Origin of the sequence: Mesorhizobium sp. WSM3626, from assembly GCF_000513935.1 — a bacterium.
Classification (GTDB): Bacteria; Pseudomonadota; Alphaproteobacteria; order Rhizobiales; family Rhizobiaceae; genus Mesorhizobium; species Mesorhizobium salmacidum.
The window spans coordinates 119,500-135,762 of sequence record NZ_AZUY01000011.1; the positions used below are offsets into that span (position 1 = coordinate 119,500).

At 61.7% G+C, this 16,263-nt stretch carries 14 protein-coding genes and 1 pseudogene; 7 read left to right on the plus strand and 8 right to left on the minus strand.

Translation table 11 applies throughout. The features are described from left to right. Positions 1–4: 4 nt before the first annotated feature. Positions 5–991 carry a cobaltochelatase subunit CobS gene (gene cobS / locus M653_RS0111670; protein WP_027143522.1) on the minus strand — a complete coding sequence of 329 codons (987 nt, stop codon included), beginning with the start codon at positions 989–991 and terminating at the stop codon, positions 5–7. A gap of 123 nt (positions 992–1,114) precedes the next feature. Further along, positions 1,115–1,744 carry a J domain-containing protein gene (locus tag M653_RS0111675; protein ID WP_032922426.1) on the minus strand — a complete coding sequence of 210 codons (630 nt, stop codon included), beginning with the start codon at positions 1,742–1,744 and terminating at the stop codon, positions 1,115–1,117. A 177-nt stretch (positions 1,745–1,921) separates the two neighbouring features. Here M653_RS0111675 and M653_RS0111680 point away from each other — a divergent pair, with 177 nt between their 5' ends. After that, positions 1,922–2,224, plus strand: coding sequence for a BolA family transcriptional regulator (locus M653_RS0111680; RefSeq protein WP_027143523.1), 303 nt, complete (start codon positions 1,922–1,924; stop codon positions 2,222–2,224). A gap of 39 nt (positions 2,225–2,263) precedes the next feature. Here the strand turns inward: M653_RS0111680 and M653_RS0111685 are convergent, their stop codons facing one another. Further along, positions 2,264–3,817, minus strand: a complete 1,554-nt coding sequence (locus M653_RS0111685; RefSeq protein ID WP_027143524.1) for an acetolactate synthase large subunit — start codon at positions 3,815–3,817, stop codon at positions 2,264–2,266. A gap of 318 nt (positions 3,818–4,135) precedes the next feature. Between M653_RS0111685 and M653_RS0111690 the strand changes: the two genes are divergently transcribed. From M653_RS0111690 to M653_RS0111700, 3 genes are read left to right on the plus strand one after another with little or no spacing between them, the layout of a single operon-like run. After that, complete coding sequence (locus M653_RS0111690; RefSeq protein ID WP_027143525.1) at positions 4,136–6,085, plus strand: PrkA family serine protein kinase; 1,950 nt, start codon at positions 4,136–4,138, stop codon at positions 6,083–6,085. Between the two features lie 19 nt (positions 6,086–6,104). Further along, positions 6,105–7,418 (plus strand): YeaH/YhbH family protein, encoded by a 1,314-nt coding sequence (locus M653_RS0111695; protein ID WP_027143526.1) that lies wholly within the window; start codon positions 6,105–6,107, stop codon positions 7,416–7,418. Positions 7,419–7,427: 9 nt separating this feature from the next. After that, positions 7,428–8,972, plus strand: coding sequence for a SpoVR family protein (locus M653_RS0111700; RefSeq protein WP_027143527.1), 1,545 nt, complete (start codon positions 7,428–7,430; stop codon positions 8,970–8,972). Between the two features lie 75 nt (positions 8,973–9,047). On the opposite strand, the pseudogene M653_RS1000000138220 reads toward M653_RS0111700, so the two are convergent. After that, a pseudogene (locus tag M653_RS1000000138220) lies at positions 9,048–9,718 on the minus strand (alpha/beta hydrolase); the annotation flags it as partial. On the opposite strand from M653_RS1000000138220, the gene M653_RS1000000138080 reads away from it, so the two are divergent. Further along, positions 9,654–10,022, plus strand: coding sequence for a DUF1515 family protein (locus M653_RS1000000138080; protein WP_280940101.1), 369 nt, complete (start codon positions 9,654–9,656; stop codon positions 10,020–10,022). The pseudogene M653_RS1000000138220 and the gene M653_RS1000000138080 overlap by 65 nt on opposite strands. Positions 10,023–10,113: 91 nt before the next feature. On the opposite strand, the gene M653_RS1000000137605 is transcribed toward M653_RS1000000138080, so the two are convergent. Then, the gene (locus M653_RS1000000137605) at positions 10,114–12,390 is read right to left on the minus strand and encodes a sulfotransferase family protein (protein WP_051442647.1); all 2,277 of its coding nucleotides are present in this window, start codon (positions 12,388–12,390) and stop codon (positions 10,114–10,116) included. Positions 12,391–12,729: 339 nt separating this feature from the next. Between M653_RS1000000137605 and M653_RS1000000137610 the strand changes: the two genes are divergently transcribed. Then, a complete protein-coding gene (locus M653_RS1000000137610; RefSeq protein ID WP_027143528.1) occupies positions 12,730–13,023 on the plus strand; it encodes an FAD-dependent monooxygenase in 294 nt (97 codons plus the stop codon). 52 nt (positions 13,024–13,075) lie between these two features. Continuing rightward, positions 13,076–13,339, plus strand: coding sequence for a hypothetical protein (locus tag M653_RS1000000137615; RefSeq protein ID WP_245262099.1), 264 nt, complete (start codon positions 13,076–13,078; stop codon positions 13,337–13,339). A gap of 286 nt (positions 13,340–13,625) precedes the next feature. On the opposite strand, the gene M653_RS0111730 is transcribed toward M653_RS1000000137615, so the two are convergent. The 3 genes from M653_RS0111730 to M653_RS0111740 are packed head-to-tail and all read right to left on the minus strand — an operon-like array spanning position 13,626 to position 16,262. Beyond that, positions 13,626–14,516: an HlyC/CorC family transporter gene (locus M653_RS0111730; protein ID WP_027143530.1), complete on the minus strand. Its 891-nt coding sequence runs from the start codon at positions 14,514–14,516 to the stop codon at positions 13,626–13,628. 1 nt (position 14,517) lies between these two features. After that, on the minus strand, positions 14,518–15,654 hold the full coding sequence (gene aroB / locus M653_RS0111735) for a 3-dehydroquinate synthase (RefSeq protein WP_027143531.1): 1,137 nt from the start codon (positions 15,652–15,654) through the stop codon (positions 14,518–14,520). Continuing rightward, complete coding sequence (locus M653_RS0111740; protein ID WP_027143532.1) at positions 15,651–16,262, minus strand: shikimate kinase; 612 nt, start codon at positions 16,260–16,262, stop codon at positions 15,651–15,653. The genes aroB and M653_RS0111740 overlap by 4 nt, the downstream gene beginning before the upstream one ends. Between the last annotated feature and the right edge of the window lies 1 nt (position 16,263).

Sequence of the window (16,263 nt, forward strand, 5' to 3'; positions counted from 1 at the left end):
CTGCTTAGCCCAGCACCACGTTGGCCGCGCTCTCTGGCAGATCCTGGCCGAAGGCGCGCTGGTAGAACTCGGCGACCACCGAACGTTCCAGCTCGTCGCACTTGTTGAGGAAGGTCAGCCGGAACGCCATGCCGACATCGCCGAATATTTCGGCATTCTCGGCCCAGGTGATGACGGTACGCGGGCTCATCACCGTCGACAGGTCGCCATTGATGAAGGCCGAGCGCGTCATGTCGGCCACGCGCACCATCTTGTTGACGATGTCCTTGCCCTTGGTGTCGCGATAATGTTTGGCCTTGGCGAGCACGATGTTCACTTCATTGTCGTGCGGCAGATAGTTCAGCGTGGTGACGATCGACCACCGGTCCATCTGTGCCTGGTTGATCTGCTGGGTGCCGTGATAAAGGCCGGTCGTGTCGCCCAGCCCGACCGTGTTGGCGGTCGAAAACAAGCGGAACGCCGGATGTGGGCGGATAACCCGGCTCTGGTCGAGCAGCGTCAGGCGGCCGGACGATTCAAGCACGCGCTGGATGACGAACATCACGTCCGGGCGACCGGCATCGTATTCGTCGAAGCACAGCGCGACATTGTGCTGGTAGGCCCAGGGCAGGATGCCGTCGCGGAATTGGGTGATCTGCAGGCCGTCCTTGACGACGATCGCGTCCTTGCCGACAAGATCGATACGACTGACATGGCTGTCGAGGTTGACGCGCACGCACGGCCAGTTGAGGCGGGCGGCGACCTGTTCGATATGGGTCGACTTTCCGGTACCGTGATAGCCCGAGACCATGACGCGGCGGTTGTAGGCGAAGCCGGCGAGGATCGCCAAGGTCGTCGCCTTGTCGAACAGATAGTCGGGATCGATGTCGGGCACATGCTCTGATGTCACCGAATAGGCCGGCACCACCATCTTGGACTCGAAGCCGAATTTCTCCTTCACCGACACCGTCGTGTCGGGCAGATTGGCGATGTCGCGATCGACCTTGTTCATATCTCTCAACGTCTCCACGGGCGAAACGTCGCGTTTCGCCGGCAATCCATTTTGTTCGGGGGCGGTCTTAGAGCCTTTTCCAACCTTATGAAAGTTGCAAAACGACACGAACCGTAGGGTCGCTCAGCACAGGCCTGCCTGTTTGAGCACGCGATAGGCCTGAAGCACATCGCGGAACCGGTCTTCCGAACCTCTGTCGCCGCCATTCGCATCCGGATGGTGACGCTTCACCAGTTCCTTATAGCGCGCCTTGATGTCCTTGCCAGTCGCCTTTGTATCAAGGCCAAGCGTTTCCAGCGCCTTGGCCTCAAGGGGCTTGGCCTTGCGCTCGCGCGCCTCGCGCGGATCCTTCGGCCCCTTGAACAGGTCGAACGGGTCGCGCATGCGGTTGTAGTAGCCGGCGCGGCCGGAGCGCATCTGCGCCATATCGGGCGAGGAGCGTGTCGAGGCGCCGTTGACGCCCATCTTCCAGGTCGGTCGATGGCCGGTCATCGCTTCCTTCTGGAAGCGGGCGACCTCGGTGTCCGGCACGCCGGAGAAGTAGTTGAAGCCCTTGTTGTACTCGCGCACATGGTCGAAGCAGAAGCGGAAATACTCGCCCTCCTTCATGCGCCCGACAGGCGCGCGATGCGTGCCCGCCTCCTTGCAGCCATCCCACTGGCAAATCGGCGCGTGCGCCTTCACCTCCGCGTCCTTGTCTGGACGGACGCGAATCTTCTCGAAATATTTGGGATACGGCTTCATCTCACCCATTTATGGGGCGTTCGCAGATGCGAAACAAGAATTGACATTTTCGCGATCATCGCCCTAACCGCTGAATCGCGGCTTAAAGCGGGCGAATGACCGATTTTGTTGTACGCCGGCGGCCTGGTGAAACCGATTTTCGGTTTTCATGGGCGGGCCAGCCATATGTGGTGAAGGGAAAAGACGATGTCCATACAGGCGACCATGGAAGACAAGCTCAACAAGGCATTTTCGCCCGAGCGGCTCGTCATCCTCAACGAAAGCCATCTCCACGCCGGCCATCATCACGTGGAATCCGGTCACCACACAGAATTCGACGGCACCGGCGAGACGCATTTCCGGGTCCGCATCGTCTCTCGGAGTTTTACGGGCATGAGCCGCATCGACCGTCATCGCGCCGTCAACCAGCTTCTGGCCGACGAGTTGAACGCGGGCGTGCACGCGCTGGCGATCGAGCCCGCGGCGCCCGGTGAACAGACGCGCTGGTAGGCCAAGCTGCGAGCCAGCCCTGCGCCTCTCACGCTGCGTTCAAATGACCGCTTCGATCAGAAACGGCCCCGGTCGAGACAAGGCAGCGTCGAGCAGCGCGTCGAAACGTTCGCAGCTATCCGCACGCGCCGCCTCCACGCCCATGCCTTTGGCCAGCGAAACCCAGTCCAGCGCCGGATGGTCGAGATCGAGCATGCGCCTAGCATTCTCGCCGATCGCGTTCACGCCGACATTACGCATCTCGCCATGCAGGATCGCATAGGTGCGGTTGGAAAAGACGATCGTCAGCACGTCGAGATGTTCCCGCGCCTGCGTCCATAGCCCCTGCACCGTGTACATGCCGCTGCCATCTGCCTCGAGATTGATCACCTTGCGGCCGGGACAGGCGATCGCCGCACCTGTCGCCAGCGGAATGCCGCCGCCGATCGACCCGCCCGTGCCCATCATGTAATCATGCGGCGCGGCAAAGGCCGACAGTGCGAAGAAACGCCGCGCCGAGGTGACGGCCTCGTCGCAGACGATCGCTTCGGCCGGCAGCTTTCTCGCGACGGACAGCGCAATGGCATCTTCCGTCAGCCGGCCGTTCGGTGTTGCCTCGTCAGGGAAGGCACTGCCAACCGCCGTCAGCTGTGACCGCTTGACGCCCAGTTCGTCGCGAAGCGCTTCCAGCGCCGCATGCAGGTCCTGCCCATGGGCGGCGAGTGTCAGCACCTGGCAGTCATCACGGACAAGCCGTCCCGGTTTTCCCGGATAGGCAAAGAAGGCGACCGGCTCCTTTCCGCCGACCAGCAGAAGGACATCGATATCCCTGAGCATCGCCGTCGCCGCGTCGACCGGATAGGGGATGCGCGTCGGCGCGACACGCCCGCGCCCGCGCTGCATCCGGGCGATCAGGACCTCGCTGAACAGCCTGACATCGCAGGCCGTCGAAATCTGGCCGGCGATTTCAAGAGCATCGGCCCGTGCCGCCCGCCCCCGAACGATCATGCCAACACGGCCCGAAGCCGCGCCGATCGCGGTAGCGATCGTTCGCACGGCCTCCATGCCGACGGCTGGCGGCGGTGCGAGTTCCACCTTGCCGGGCGTATCCGCGTTGGCGTCGCCCCAGGCGGCATCAGCCGGCAGGATCAGCGTCGTGACACCAGGCGGCGTCAGCAAGGCGCGAAAGGCAGCCTCCGTGGCCGGCTGGACATCGGCGGGCCCTTCGATGCGTCGAACCCAGTTGGACATCGGCGCCGCGAGGCCTTCGATATCGCTGGTCAGCGGCGCGTCGAGTGGCAAATGGTATGAGGCGTGGTCGCCGACGATGTTGATCATCGGGCTCATGGCGCGCCGGGCGTTGTGCATGTTGGCAAGACCATTGGCCAGCCCCGGCCCGGTATGCAGCAGCGTCGCGGCGGGACGGTCGGTCATGCGCGCATAGCCGTCGGCCGCACCGGTCACCACGCCCTCGAACAGGCCAAGCACACAACGCATCTCGGGCTTGCGGTCGAGCGCGGCGACAAAATGCATTTCGGATGTGCCGGGATTGGCGAAGCACATCTTCACATCATTGGCCAGCAGTACGTCGCACAAGACATCGGCGCCATTCATGCATAATTTCTCCCATTCACGAAGAGCAGTTGCACCCGCGGATGTCCGCACGGCAATATCCCGCCGCCGCTTCTGGCATGATCCAGCCACAGGGCGCCGCGGCGTCAGCGCGTCGCCATCCCTGCCGAAGTCGCGGTCGATCTCCAGATCGCAAGAGTCTCCGCGGACGCTGCGAGCGCTCAATCAGGACAGGCAGCCATTCGGGCTGGAGCGATGCCAGGATTTTGATGCCAGATGCACGCGCGTCGACGGAACAAACAATGCCTTCCCGCAGTTGAATGTGTGGGCCCCGCCAGAATGGCTCTGAAGGCAACGATCATGCGTGAGAACCCATCCGACGTCTTCCATCTCTTTTCGGAAATTTATGCGAACGCCGCCCAGGAGGAGATAAGTCTCCAGCAATATCTGCTTGCCTGCCGCGAGGACAAGTCGATGTATGCCTCGGCGCCGGAACGAATGGTCGAGGCGATCGGCGAGCCTGACCTGGTCGACACCAGCAAGGACGAGCGGCTCGGCCGCATTTTCTCGAACCGGACCGTCAAGATATATCCCTCCTTTTCCGATTTCTACGGAATGGAGGATACGATCGAGCGCATCGCCGGATATTTCCGCTATGCCTCTCAGGGCCTTGAGGAGCGCAAGCAGATCCTTTACCTCCTAGGCCCGGTCGGCGGCGGTAAGTCCTCCTTGGCCGAACGGTTGAAGAAATTGATGGAGGAGCGCCCGATCTACACGCTGAAGGTCGGCAACCAGATCAGTCCGGTTTTCGAATCGCCGCTTGGCCTGTTCCATCCGGATCGCATGGGCGATCTCCTGGAGGACAAATACGGAATAGCCCGGCGCCGCCTGAACGGGCTTATCTCGCCATGGGCGGCCAAGCGCCTCGACGAATTGTCCGGCGACATTTCCAAATTCAGCGTCGTCAAACTGATGCCGTCGCGGCTGCGCCAGATCGGCATTGCCAAGACAGAGCCTGGCGACGAGAACAATCAGGATGTCTCCGCCCTGGTTGGCAAGGTCGACATCAGGCAATTGGAAAATTTCAGCCAGTCCGACCCCGACGCCTATTCCTACAGCGGTGGACTGAACCGGACGACGCAGGGTCTGCTCGAATTCGTCGAGATGTTCAAGGCGCCGATCAAGGTGCTGCATCCATTGCTGACGGCGACCCAGGAAGGCAGTTACAACGGCACCGAGAATTTCGGTGCCTTTCCCTACCAGGGCATCATCGTTGCCCATTCCAACGAATCCGAGTGGCAACAGTTCAAGAACAACAAGAACAATGAGGCGTTTCTCGATCGCATTCTCGTGGTCAAGGTGCCGTATTGCCTGCGCATCACCGAAGAAAGGCAAATCTACGAAAAACTGCTGCGCGAGAGTGAATTGGCCGCCAGCCCCTGCGCGCCCGAGGTGTTGGACATCCTCAGCCGGTTCAGCGTCTCGACGCGCCTTGCCGAGCACGACAATTCGCCGCTGCACACCAAAATGCGCGCCTATGACGGTGAGAACCTGAAGGAAGTCGACCCGAAGGCGAAGTCAGTCCAGGAATATCGCGACGCCGCCGGCGTCGACGAAGGCATGACCGGCGTCAGCACGCGCTTTGCCTTCAAGATCCTGTCGCAGACGTTCAATTATGACACCGCGGAAGTGGCCGCCGATCCGGTGCATTTGATGTACATACTGGAAGAGGCGATCAAGCGGGAGCAGTTTCCGAAGGAGATGGAAGCGGCCTATCTCGAATTCATCAAGTCGGAACTGGCCGCCCGTTACGCCGAGTTCATCGGCCACGAAATCCAGAAGGCCTATCTGGAGTCCTATAGCGAATATGGCCAGAACCTGTTCGACCGCTACATCGCCTATGCCGATGCCTGGATCGAGGACCAGGACTACAAGGACCCCGATACCGGCCAAATCCTCAACCGCGAGGTGCTGGACAGCGAATTGTCGCAAGTCGAAAAGCCGGCAGGCATCGCCAATCCGAAGGATTTCCGCAACGAGGTGGTGAAGTTCACGCTGCGTGCCCGGGCGCGCAACCACGGTCGCAACCCGTCATGGACGAGCTACGAGAAGCTGCGCGAGGTGATCGAAAAGCGCATGTTCGGCCAGGTCGAGGACCTGCTGCCGGTGATCAGCTTCGGCTCCAAGCAGGATAGCGTCACCGAAAAACGGCACAGTGAATTCGTCCAGCGGATGGTGGAGCGCGGTTATACGGAACGGCAGGTCCGCCGGCTGGTCGATTGGTACATGCGGGTGAACAAGGCGGGCTGAGAGCAGCCCGAATGGTTGCATGCCGATCTTTATCGACCGCCGCCTGAATCCGAAGGACAAAAGCCTTGGCAATCGCCAGCGCTTCCTCAGGCGTGCCCGCGAGGAACTCAAGCGCAGCATTCGCGACCAGATCCGCGCTGGGCGGATCGCCGACGTGGACGCGGAGCATGTCGTGCCGATGCCCGAGAGAGGCACCGGCGAGCCGACATTCAACGACGCCAGGGACACCGGCCGGCGCCGGCACATCCTGCCGGGCAACAGGCAATTCGCCCAGGGGGATCTGATCCCCAAACCTGGCCAGGGCGGAGGCAAGGGCGGTTCGTCACCGGGAAACACCGCGTCCGAGGACGACTTTCGTTTCGTCCTGTCGCGCGAGGAGGTGCTCGATCTTTTCTTCGAGGATCTCGAACTGCCCGACCTGGTGAAGCTCAATCTCAAGGAGATCCTTGCCTTCAAGCCGCGCCGGGCGGGTTTCGCGGCCACCGGTTCGCCGACCAACATCAATGTCGGCCGCACGATGCGCAACAGCCACGGCCGCCGCATTGCGCTCAGGCGCCCCAAGCAAGCGGCGGTCGACGCGATCATGCAGGATCTCGCCTCGCTGGAGGCCGCAGGGCCCAATGCTCAGACGCGCGAGCGCGTCGCGGCCCTCAAAGAAGAGATCGAGCGGCTGGAACGCCGACGCCGGCGGATTGCCTTCGTCGACCCGGTCGACATCCGGTTCAACCGCTTCGACCCGCGCCCGGTGCCGAATGCGAAAGCGGTCATGTTCTGCCTGATGGATGTGTCGGGCTCGATGGGCGAGCGCGAGAAGGACCTTGCCAAGCGCTTCTTCGTGCTGCTGCACCTGTTCCTGAAAAGACGTTATGAGCGCACCGAAATCGTCTTCATCCGCCACACGCACGAAGCGCAGGAGGTGGATGAGGAAACCTTCTTCTACTGCACGCAAAGCGGCGGCACCGTCGTTTCCACCGCGCTCGAGGAAATGCATCGCGTCATCGAGCAGCGCTATCCCGCGAGCGAGTGGAACATCTACGCCGCCCAGGCCTCGGATGGCGACAATTTCGCCACCGATTCCGAGCGCTGCATCGCCCTGCTGAACCGCAAGCTCATGCGCCTGTGCCAGTATTTCGCCTATGTCGAGATCATCGACGAACGCGAGAGCCACATCTTCGGCGCGACCGAAAACGGGACGTCGCTCTGGCGGGCCTACAGCGCCATTGAGTCAAACTGGCCGAACTTCCAGATGAGCCGAATAGCCACGGCCGCCGATATTTATCCTGTCTTTCGTCAGCTCTTTGCCAAACAGCCCGCGCTCCGGAAGAGTGCCTGAGGGGAAACCATGGCCAGGACAGCCAGCAAACCGGGTTTGCTCTTTTCCGGATCCGACTGGGATTTCCAGAAATTGTCGCAGGCTTACGAGGCGATCGCGGCAATCGCCGTCGAGGAGCTCAAGCTGGACACCTATCCGGTGCAGATGGAAATCATTTCTTCGCAACAGATGCTCGACGCTTATTCATCGGTCGGCATGCCGCTGATGTATCGTCATTGGTCGTTCGGCAAGCATTTCCTGTACCAGGACTTTCTCTACCGCAAGGGCGGACGGGGGCTGGCCTATGAACTGGTCATCAATTCCAATCCCTGCATCGTCTACCTGATGGAGGAAAACACCATGGCCCTGCAGGCCCTGGTGACGGCGCATGCGGCGCTCGGACACAATCATTTCTTCAAGAACAATCATCTTTTCCAGCAGTGGACCGACGCCGGGGGAATCCTGAGCTACCTGGAGTTCGCCAAGGGCTACATTGCCCGATGCGAGGAGCGGCACGGATTGTCAGCCGTGGAAAGCATTCTCGATAGCGCCCACGCGCTCATGGAGCAAGGCGTGTTCCGATATCACAGGCCGCCAAAGCTGTCGTCCGAGCGGCGGCGTGAAGGGCTGCGCGAGCGCCTGGAATACGAAGAGCGCTCCTACAACGATTTATGGCGCACGCTGCCTCCTTCACAGGACACCAGCAAGTCCGAGAAGAAGGATGAGGGCCTGACGGAGCGGAAGAAATCGCTCAACCTGCCCGAGGAAAATCTGCTCTATTTCCTCGAAAAGAACAGCCTTGTCCTGGAGCCGTGGCAACGCGAGATCATCCGCATCGTGCGTGTCGTTGCGCAGTATTTCTATCCGCAGCGGCAAACGCAGGTGATGAATGAAGGCTGCGCCACCTTCGTGCACTACACCCTCATGAACGCATTGTTCGACCGCGGCCAGATCAGCGAGGGCGCCATGCTCGAGGTCCTGCGCAACCATTCCAATGTGATCTTCCAGCCGGCCTTCGACGACCCCCGGTTCTCCGGTATCAACCCATACGCGCTCGGCCTCGACATGATGCAGGACATCCAGCGCATTTCGATCGAACCGACGGCGGAGGACCGCGACTGGTTTCCCGACATTGCGGGCCGCGGTGACTGGCGCGACGTGCTGCTGGACGCATGGGCCAATCACCGCGATGAATCCTTCGTCCGCCAGCACCTCAGCCCAGCCCTGATACGGAAATGGCGGATGTTTGTCCTGGCCGACCAAGCCGACGACTCGCATTACGAGGTCGCCTCGATCCACAATGAGCGCGGCTACCAAAAGATACGTGCCGCGCTGGCCCAGAGCTACGACATCGGGGCGAGCCGGCCGGATATCCAGGTAGTGGACGTCGACCTGCTCGGTAACCGGCATTTGCGGCTGCAGCACAAGGTGAAGGAGGGCGTACTGCTCGACAATGGCAGCCGCGACGCGACCCTGCGCCATATCCGGAGCCTCTGGGGTTACGAAGTCAGCCTGGCTTCGGTCGACGCCGAAACCGGTGCGACACTCAACGAACGCTCCAGCAATGACTGCTGAGTTTCGGCTTCGGGCGGCATCGCAGGCTGTCGAGCGGAACGGGTGGAACATGCTCCGCGGGCACGCTGGGTGCACTCAGCCGACCGTCGATTTCAGGAACGCCAGCGCCGCTACGGTCAGCGCATCGTCGCCCTCGCCGAAGTCGCGGTTGATCGACATGTGCGTACAGGCGCTACCGTCGAACGGCGTCACATCAGTGCCGCTGGCGCGCAGGCGCTCGGCAAAGGCCGTGGACTGCTCGCCGCGACCATCGGCGCGAGAATAGGCGATGAACGTCGGCGGATGCTTGCGACCATCCACATAGCTCGCCGGCGACAGCGCCGCCCATTGCGAAGGATCGGAAAAGACCCGCGAATAGGCTCGCACCATGCCGCCATTTTTGGCGAGGGCGGCAAGATCATAGGCTCTGGTATCGTCGAGAAGCAGCCCGGCAACGCCGGGCAATTCGCCGCGCATGCCGGTCAACGCAATCAGATGGCAGCCGGCCGAATGGCCCCTGCCGACGATGCGGTTGGGCTCGCCCCATGTTGGGCGATGTTGGCCCTGATATAGGCATAGGCTTTCTTGACGTCGCCCGCCTGGGTGGCGACATCCGCCTGCGGCAGCATGCGGTAGTCGGTGGAGACGAAACAGAAGCCGTTGGCGAGCAGGAAGGCCGGCTTGGCGTTTACCTGGCTGCGTTTGCCGAACCGCCAGGCGCCGCCATGGACGAAGAAGACCACCGGCAGGTTTCTCGCGTCATCGGGCGTCAAGGACAGCGACGCGCGAGCCGCCCTGAGCTACGAACAATCGGAACAGCGCGCCGCGTCCAGCCGGGCGAAGATGTACGCCAAGACCGAAGAGCTGGGTCAGCGAATGGCGGTCACCGAAAGCGCCGTGAAATCGCTGACGGAAGACATGACCGAGGTGAAGACAGTGACGGCCGAGGTGACGCGCTGGAAACTCATGGGGCTGGGGGCACTTGGCGTAACCGGCATGGCAGCCGCGGCCCTGGCCTCCCTCGTCACGGCGTATTGGTCGGATATCTGGCGCGTGCTGCGGGGAGGGTGAATTTGGGGAGGCGTATGACTGTTCCTCGACAAACCAACCACAGTTCGTGTCGAGCACCGCATCGCGCGGGCTGCGTTCTATCTTGCCGTCATCAAGTTCGGCGCACGAAGGGACCGCGTACCCATCGCAAGGGTGCGGTCCAGCGCCAGCTGCGGGACGCGAGAAGCGCGTTGCGTTCTGCGAGGAAAGCGTCCCGATCGCGGACAATCACGTCACATTCGAGGCTGAGCTCGTGGTGAGCACGAACGACCGCCTCATGATCTAAAATCCGCCCTCGAAGCTCTCCACGGAGATGTTCAGCCTCCGCCGTCGCTATCGCCAGAACATCACAGCTCTCGTTGAATATCGTACGTACCAGATCCAGTTGAGCGCGCAGTTCACGGCTTTCGCCGTCGACCGCCATGGAACGCAAAATCTCATACGCGGTCCGGATCAGAGGTGTGATGTCCGGATGGTTTCGCAGCTCTTCGATCGAGGCTCTCTCGTGATGCAGGTCCTCGTTCAGGAACTTTTCAATCTCGATATCGGACTGGCTAGAAGGAGCCGGCCAGATGACCCCGGTTTCGTCAGCCGCATGGTTCAATTGCCGCCGGCAGTCAGTGCGGAAATCTTCGTGACGCAAGAAATGACGTGGCATGTCTCGTGACTGGTGCTCCGCTTCGAGCACGTGCCTCAGCCAAAGCAGAAGTGATTTCGCCATCGGCAAGCCATCTCGCCGCTTCAACGACAGCGCGACCTCAAGAGGGTTGCGGATCGGCAGAAATGCGACCGTATCGACCTCCATCTCGGCCAAGATCGACGATATGAACGAGGCAAATCGGCAAATCCGCGGATCCTTGACAAAAAACAAGGGCTCGTCGCCGAATTCGTTGCCGAGGACTGCTCTGATCTTGTGTCGATGCCGCTCTGCGGCCCGCGATTGCATCCATTGCGGGTCGAGCGCTCGCCAGTCATGCCAAGAGGAGTTTGCCGATGCGAGTAAGTCGTCATTGGCCAGATTGAGGCGGGCGCTCTCCCAGTATCCCGTGGGATTGTGGGAATTGGCGGGCAGCAGATTCTTCGGACCGGTCGCTCCCAGTGCGTTGATCACGCCACCAAGCGCCGAGGTGCCGCTGCGGTGCATGCCCAAGATGAGGATTGCCTTTCTCCGGGGCGGTTTTGGGAGGTCACGCGTCGGGGCCGCCTGTTGCGGGTGTTCCGACAGCGGCAGCCGGGCCGCAAGCCATTCCGAAATTCCTGCCGGAAGCTCCAGCGTTCCGTCCAACACCGGATTTGCACCCGCCGACCCGGCGCTGAACAGTCCGTGATAGTGGACGTGGACCAACCGCGCCGTGTCAGGGGCCGCAAGCGCAGCCAAGTGGTAGAGAGGGAAATTATGCGTGGCTGGCAACGTTCGCACGGGGTGGTTTCCGGCGACTGCAGCCAGCGAAAGGGCGGCTTGGCTCGTCCCCCAAAAAGCGGTGGCCTCTCCGTCCAGAGCCCCGGTCCCGGTGTTGATGATTGGGCCGTCGGGCCACGACTTCATATCGGCAGCCACCAATCGTTCCAAAATGTCTTCGGCACGCTGAAATAGCCCGTGTGATCGTTTTGCTACAAAAAGCCCTCCATTGTAGCTCGCTCGCACTGCCTGACCATGGACAGTTGTTTGCACGACCGGGAGATGCTCATAGTCGACGCTGACAAGTGCGCATGCCTTCCTCCAGTAATCGTCGAATGGGTCACCAGAACCCGTCGTGCACATCCCTTTAACGTCCACCGGGCGTGCGGCGGCCGAATTTGTGCCCAACGAAAAGTCCGGCTCAGCGATGAATACCGTATCGCTATCGATCTGGATAATGATTGGCGGTCCAGGCCGACGTTCGACGTGGGCGAGCGCATGAACACGATAGGACGGGCCGTAGTGCGGACAGCAGCTTTCTATCTCGATCGGTAGATATTCGACATTCAGTCGCTTGAGTTGGTGGAGTGTAGACAAGGATGGGCGACGGCTGCTTCTTGGCGACACGACCGTTATCGGGCACCGCGAATAGGCGCCGGCGAAACACCGTAGGCTTTCGCATAGCAAAAGGGCTTGCGCTTCGAGAATGCCCGCCTCGACAAGCAGCACAAATTCGACGCTGTCTTCAACGATGTCGCCGATGTCGCCGCTCGGGCGCGTTGCTATTCCGATATCCATTCCGTTATCCACCGATCCCACCCAGCCTAGGCCTTCCGATAGCCCGATCACGTCGGCATCCGCAAATAGAAATCGGTACAAGACGACTGCACAATGTGACTGTTTTTGGGGTGATCCGGGTAGCTGGCCGTCAAAGAAACCCAAGTGGCGCATCTGCTGGGTCAATCCCTCCGCAACCAATGCCGCCGCCATTCGTTGACCTATGCTGGTTTATCCCAGCATCCTGAACTTTTGCCCGTCGGGTCCCACCTGGCGGGCCCTTTTGGTGTCCGGAACATTATCCGGCGGCGCACGTTAACCATGCAGTGGTCGATCCCCCAGGATAAGTGGTCGATTCCCCAGGATGTAGCCACTCCTCAATCCAAGGCCCGTTGCGGTGGCCACGCGGCGGGCTTTCCATTGCTGTTTCATGGCGGCACAGTTCACTCCGCACCGTTAACGAAAAACATTAGTCACTGCTGATATCAAAATGGGCACTTGGAGGGGAACAAGAGCCGACAAGATATCGGGTATCTCACCCGAAGAGACACGATGAACAGCCAGAACGGTCCTCAACTGTTTGCCGAAAACGACCCACCGACCCCAGTCGACGTGGCCATCGTCGGAGCCGGACTGGCCGGTACGACCATGGCCACGGTGTTGGGCAAAGCCGGGCGCAAAGTGGCGCTGGTTGATCCGCACTTCACACACCACGATGAGTTCCGGGCCGAGAAGACCCGCTCGGAGCAGATGCAACTTTTCGAGAAGCTGGCCTCGGCCTCTCATAAAAACCCTGGTCACCCCGACAAACGAAATCCAAGTCTTCTGCTTCGGACGACTCTTTGAGCGCAAGGAGAGCGCCGAGTTCGGATTTTCGTACGGCCCACTGGTGAACGGTTTGCGCGGAGCCCTGCCGCCCGAGATCCCCCTGACGGTAGGGAAGGTCGCGGAGATCTCGACCGGGCCGAACTGGCAGCGCCTTGTGCTCACGAACGGCACCATTATCGCTGCCCGCTTGTTGGTGGTCGCTACGGGTTATAGTGAGGCGGTTCGGCGCGCCATCGGCGTGGAGCGCGTCGAGCAATCGAAGGCGCATTCACTGGCGATCGAATTCGACCTTGCGGTCTCGCCGCAGCAATTCGGCCCTCGCTCCGTGACCTAATCCAGAAGCTGATGGCCGCCGAAATCCAGGCTCGTCAACGCAGTCGACGCTTTCCCAGTCTGGTTTCCACCCCATCTTCTGTGGCTCAGTGGTAGAGCACTCCCTTGGTAAGGAAGAGGTTGAGAGGTCGGTTGCGTCAATACCGGCATACCCGTTGGCCTCTTTGGCAGCGCAGTTGGCGTGAAGCGCTCCTGCTAGTCCCGTTCTCGCTCAGCACAGATCGGGCGTCTCTAGTGGTCTTGCGTAAGAACAAAGAGTTAGGCGATCCCATCAAGCACTGAGCCGCTCAACTATCTCCGGCCGGCCGGATCCTGACCCTGGCAATCCGGTTCTTGTCGCGTTTCATGACGACGAAGCGCTTGCCGTGGAACGTAAAAGCCTGCTTCTCCTCAGGGATCGATTGCGCCTCGTGGATGACGAGGCCGGCGATGGTGGTCGCCTCTTCGTCGGGCAAGTTCCAGTCGAGCGCCCGGTTGAGGTCGCGGATCGGCACCGTGCCTTCGACCACGACGGAACCGTCGGCCTCCTGCTTGACGCCCTGGATGTCGACATCATGCTCGTCGGCGATCTCGCCGACGATCTCCTCGATGATGTCCTCCAGCGTCACCAGCCCCTCGACCTCGCCATATTCGTCGACGACGACGGCGAAATGCGCCTTGCGGCGCAAGAAGGCGTTGAGCTGTTCCTGCAAGGTCGTGGTGTCGGGCACGAACCAGGGTTTTGACGCGATCTTCATCACATCGATCTGCGAAAAATCGTTGCCAACCTCGTTCAGCGCCCGCAGCAGATCCTTGGCGTGCAGCACGCCGACGATGTTGTCGAGCGAGCCTTTCCAGAGCGGCATGCGGGTATGCGGGCTCTGCAGGATCTCGCGCACCACCGCTTCCGGCGCGTTGTCGGCATTGACCGAGCGCATGTTGGTGCGGTGGACCATGACGTCGGACACTTCAAGCTCTTCGAGATCGAACAGACCGCCGATGCGGTCGCGGTCCTCGCGCACCATCTGCCCGTCGCGGCGGAAATCGTCGACCGCGCCGCGCAATTCGTCCTGGCTCGAGCGCGGCGGCTCGATGTGCGACAGTTCATAGCCGAACATAGCAAGCAGGCGTGTGCGCACGGCAACGACCAGCACGACGATAATAGTAAGGACGGCGACGACGACCCAGCCAGTGTCCATCTCAGCCGGCTTTCCGGCTGGCTGGGTGGCTTTCCCTGAGGAACGACAGCACTTCCGAGGCCGGCACGTCCTTGGCGATGAAGGCCTGGCCGATGCCGCGCGTCAGAATGAAGGTCAGCGCGCCGCGCGACACCTTCTTGTCCTGCGTGATGAATGAAAGCAGGGCTTCGGCATCTGGCAGTTCGCCCGGGATATCGGCCATCCGCCACGGCAGCCCGACGGCACGCAGATGCGCCTCGACGCGGGCCGCGTCGTCGGGGCTGGCGAGATTGAGCCGCGACGAGAACCGGTGCGCCAGCGCCATGCCGATGGCCACCCCTTCGCCATGGACAAGGCGAGCGCCGTCATACTGCGTGGCGGCTTCCAGCGAATGGCCGAATGTGTGCCCGAGATTGAGCAGGGCGCGGTCACCGGTCTCGAACTCGTCGCGGGCAACGACATCGGCCTTGGCGCGGCAGGCCTCGGCAATGGCCTCGACCCGTTCCGGTCCGCCGGCGAACACCTTTTCCCAGTTCGCTTCCAGCCAGGCGAAGAATTCCGGCCGGTCGATTAGCCCGTATTTGGCAAGCTCGGCATAGCCGGCGCGGAATTCGCGGATCGGCAGCGTGTCGAGCACTTCGGTGTCGGCCAGCACCAGCCTGGGCTGGAGGAAGACCCCGACGAGGTTCTTGCCGCGCGGGCTGTTGATGCCGGTCTTGCCGCCGACCGAGGAATCGACCTGCGCCAGAAGCGAGGTCGGAACCTGCACGAAATTCATGCCTCGCCGAACGATGCCGGCTGCAAAACCGGTGAGATCGCCGATGACGCCGCCGCCAAGCGCGATGACGACGTCGCCGCGCTCCAGCCTGGCCGCCAGGACGCCATCGACCACCGCCTCGAGATGGGCAAAGCTCTTGGTCTTCTCGCCGGGCGGCATCGTGATGACGGCCGGCGAGATGCCACCCCTCTCGAGCCCGGCCTTCAGCGCCTCGAGATGCGCGGCGGCGACGTTCTCGTCGGTCACGACGGCGGCGCGTGTGCCGGGCAGCCGGCGCGAAATCTCGGCGCCGGCGCGCGACAGCAGGCCCGAGCCGATCAAGATGTCGTAGGCCCGGTCACCCAGACCGACTTCGACGGTGACTGGCTGATCCGCGCTCATGTATCGACCTCGCCCGTCGCAGCTATCGCATCGATGCCGAAATGCCGGCACAGCGCCTCAAGCACTTCGGCCGCGATGACCTCCTTGCGATCGTCGCGGGTCGGCACGGTGATGTCAGAGGTGGCATAGACCGGATAGCGTTCCCCCATCAGCCGCTCCAGCACGGCGCGGGGATCCGCGCTTTTCAAAAGCGGCCGGTTCTGCTTCTTGGAAACGCGGTCCATCAGAAGGTCGAGCTCGGCCTTCAGCCACACCGACACGCCGTGCGTGGCGATGGCCTCGCGCGTCTGCGCGTTCATGAAGGCACCGCCGCCGGTCGACAGAACCTGCGGGCCGTTTTCAAGCACGCGCAGGATGACACGCTGTTCCAAAGCCCGGAACTCGGTCTCGCCATAGCGCTCGAACAGTTCCGGAACGGTCATTCGCGACACGCTCTCGATCTCCTGGTCGCTGTCGATGAAAGGCAGCGAAAGCATCGTCGACACCTTGCGGCCGATCGCCGTCTTGCCGGCGCCCATCAGCCCGACAAAGACAATGGACCGGCCGCCCAGCCGGCCAAGCAGCGCGGCATGGGTCTCGCCTGGAGGATTTGCCTGTAACGCGTTCATC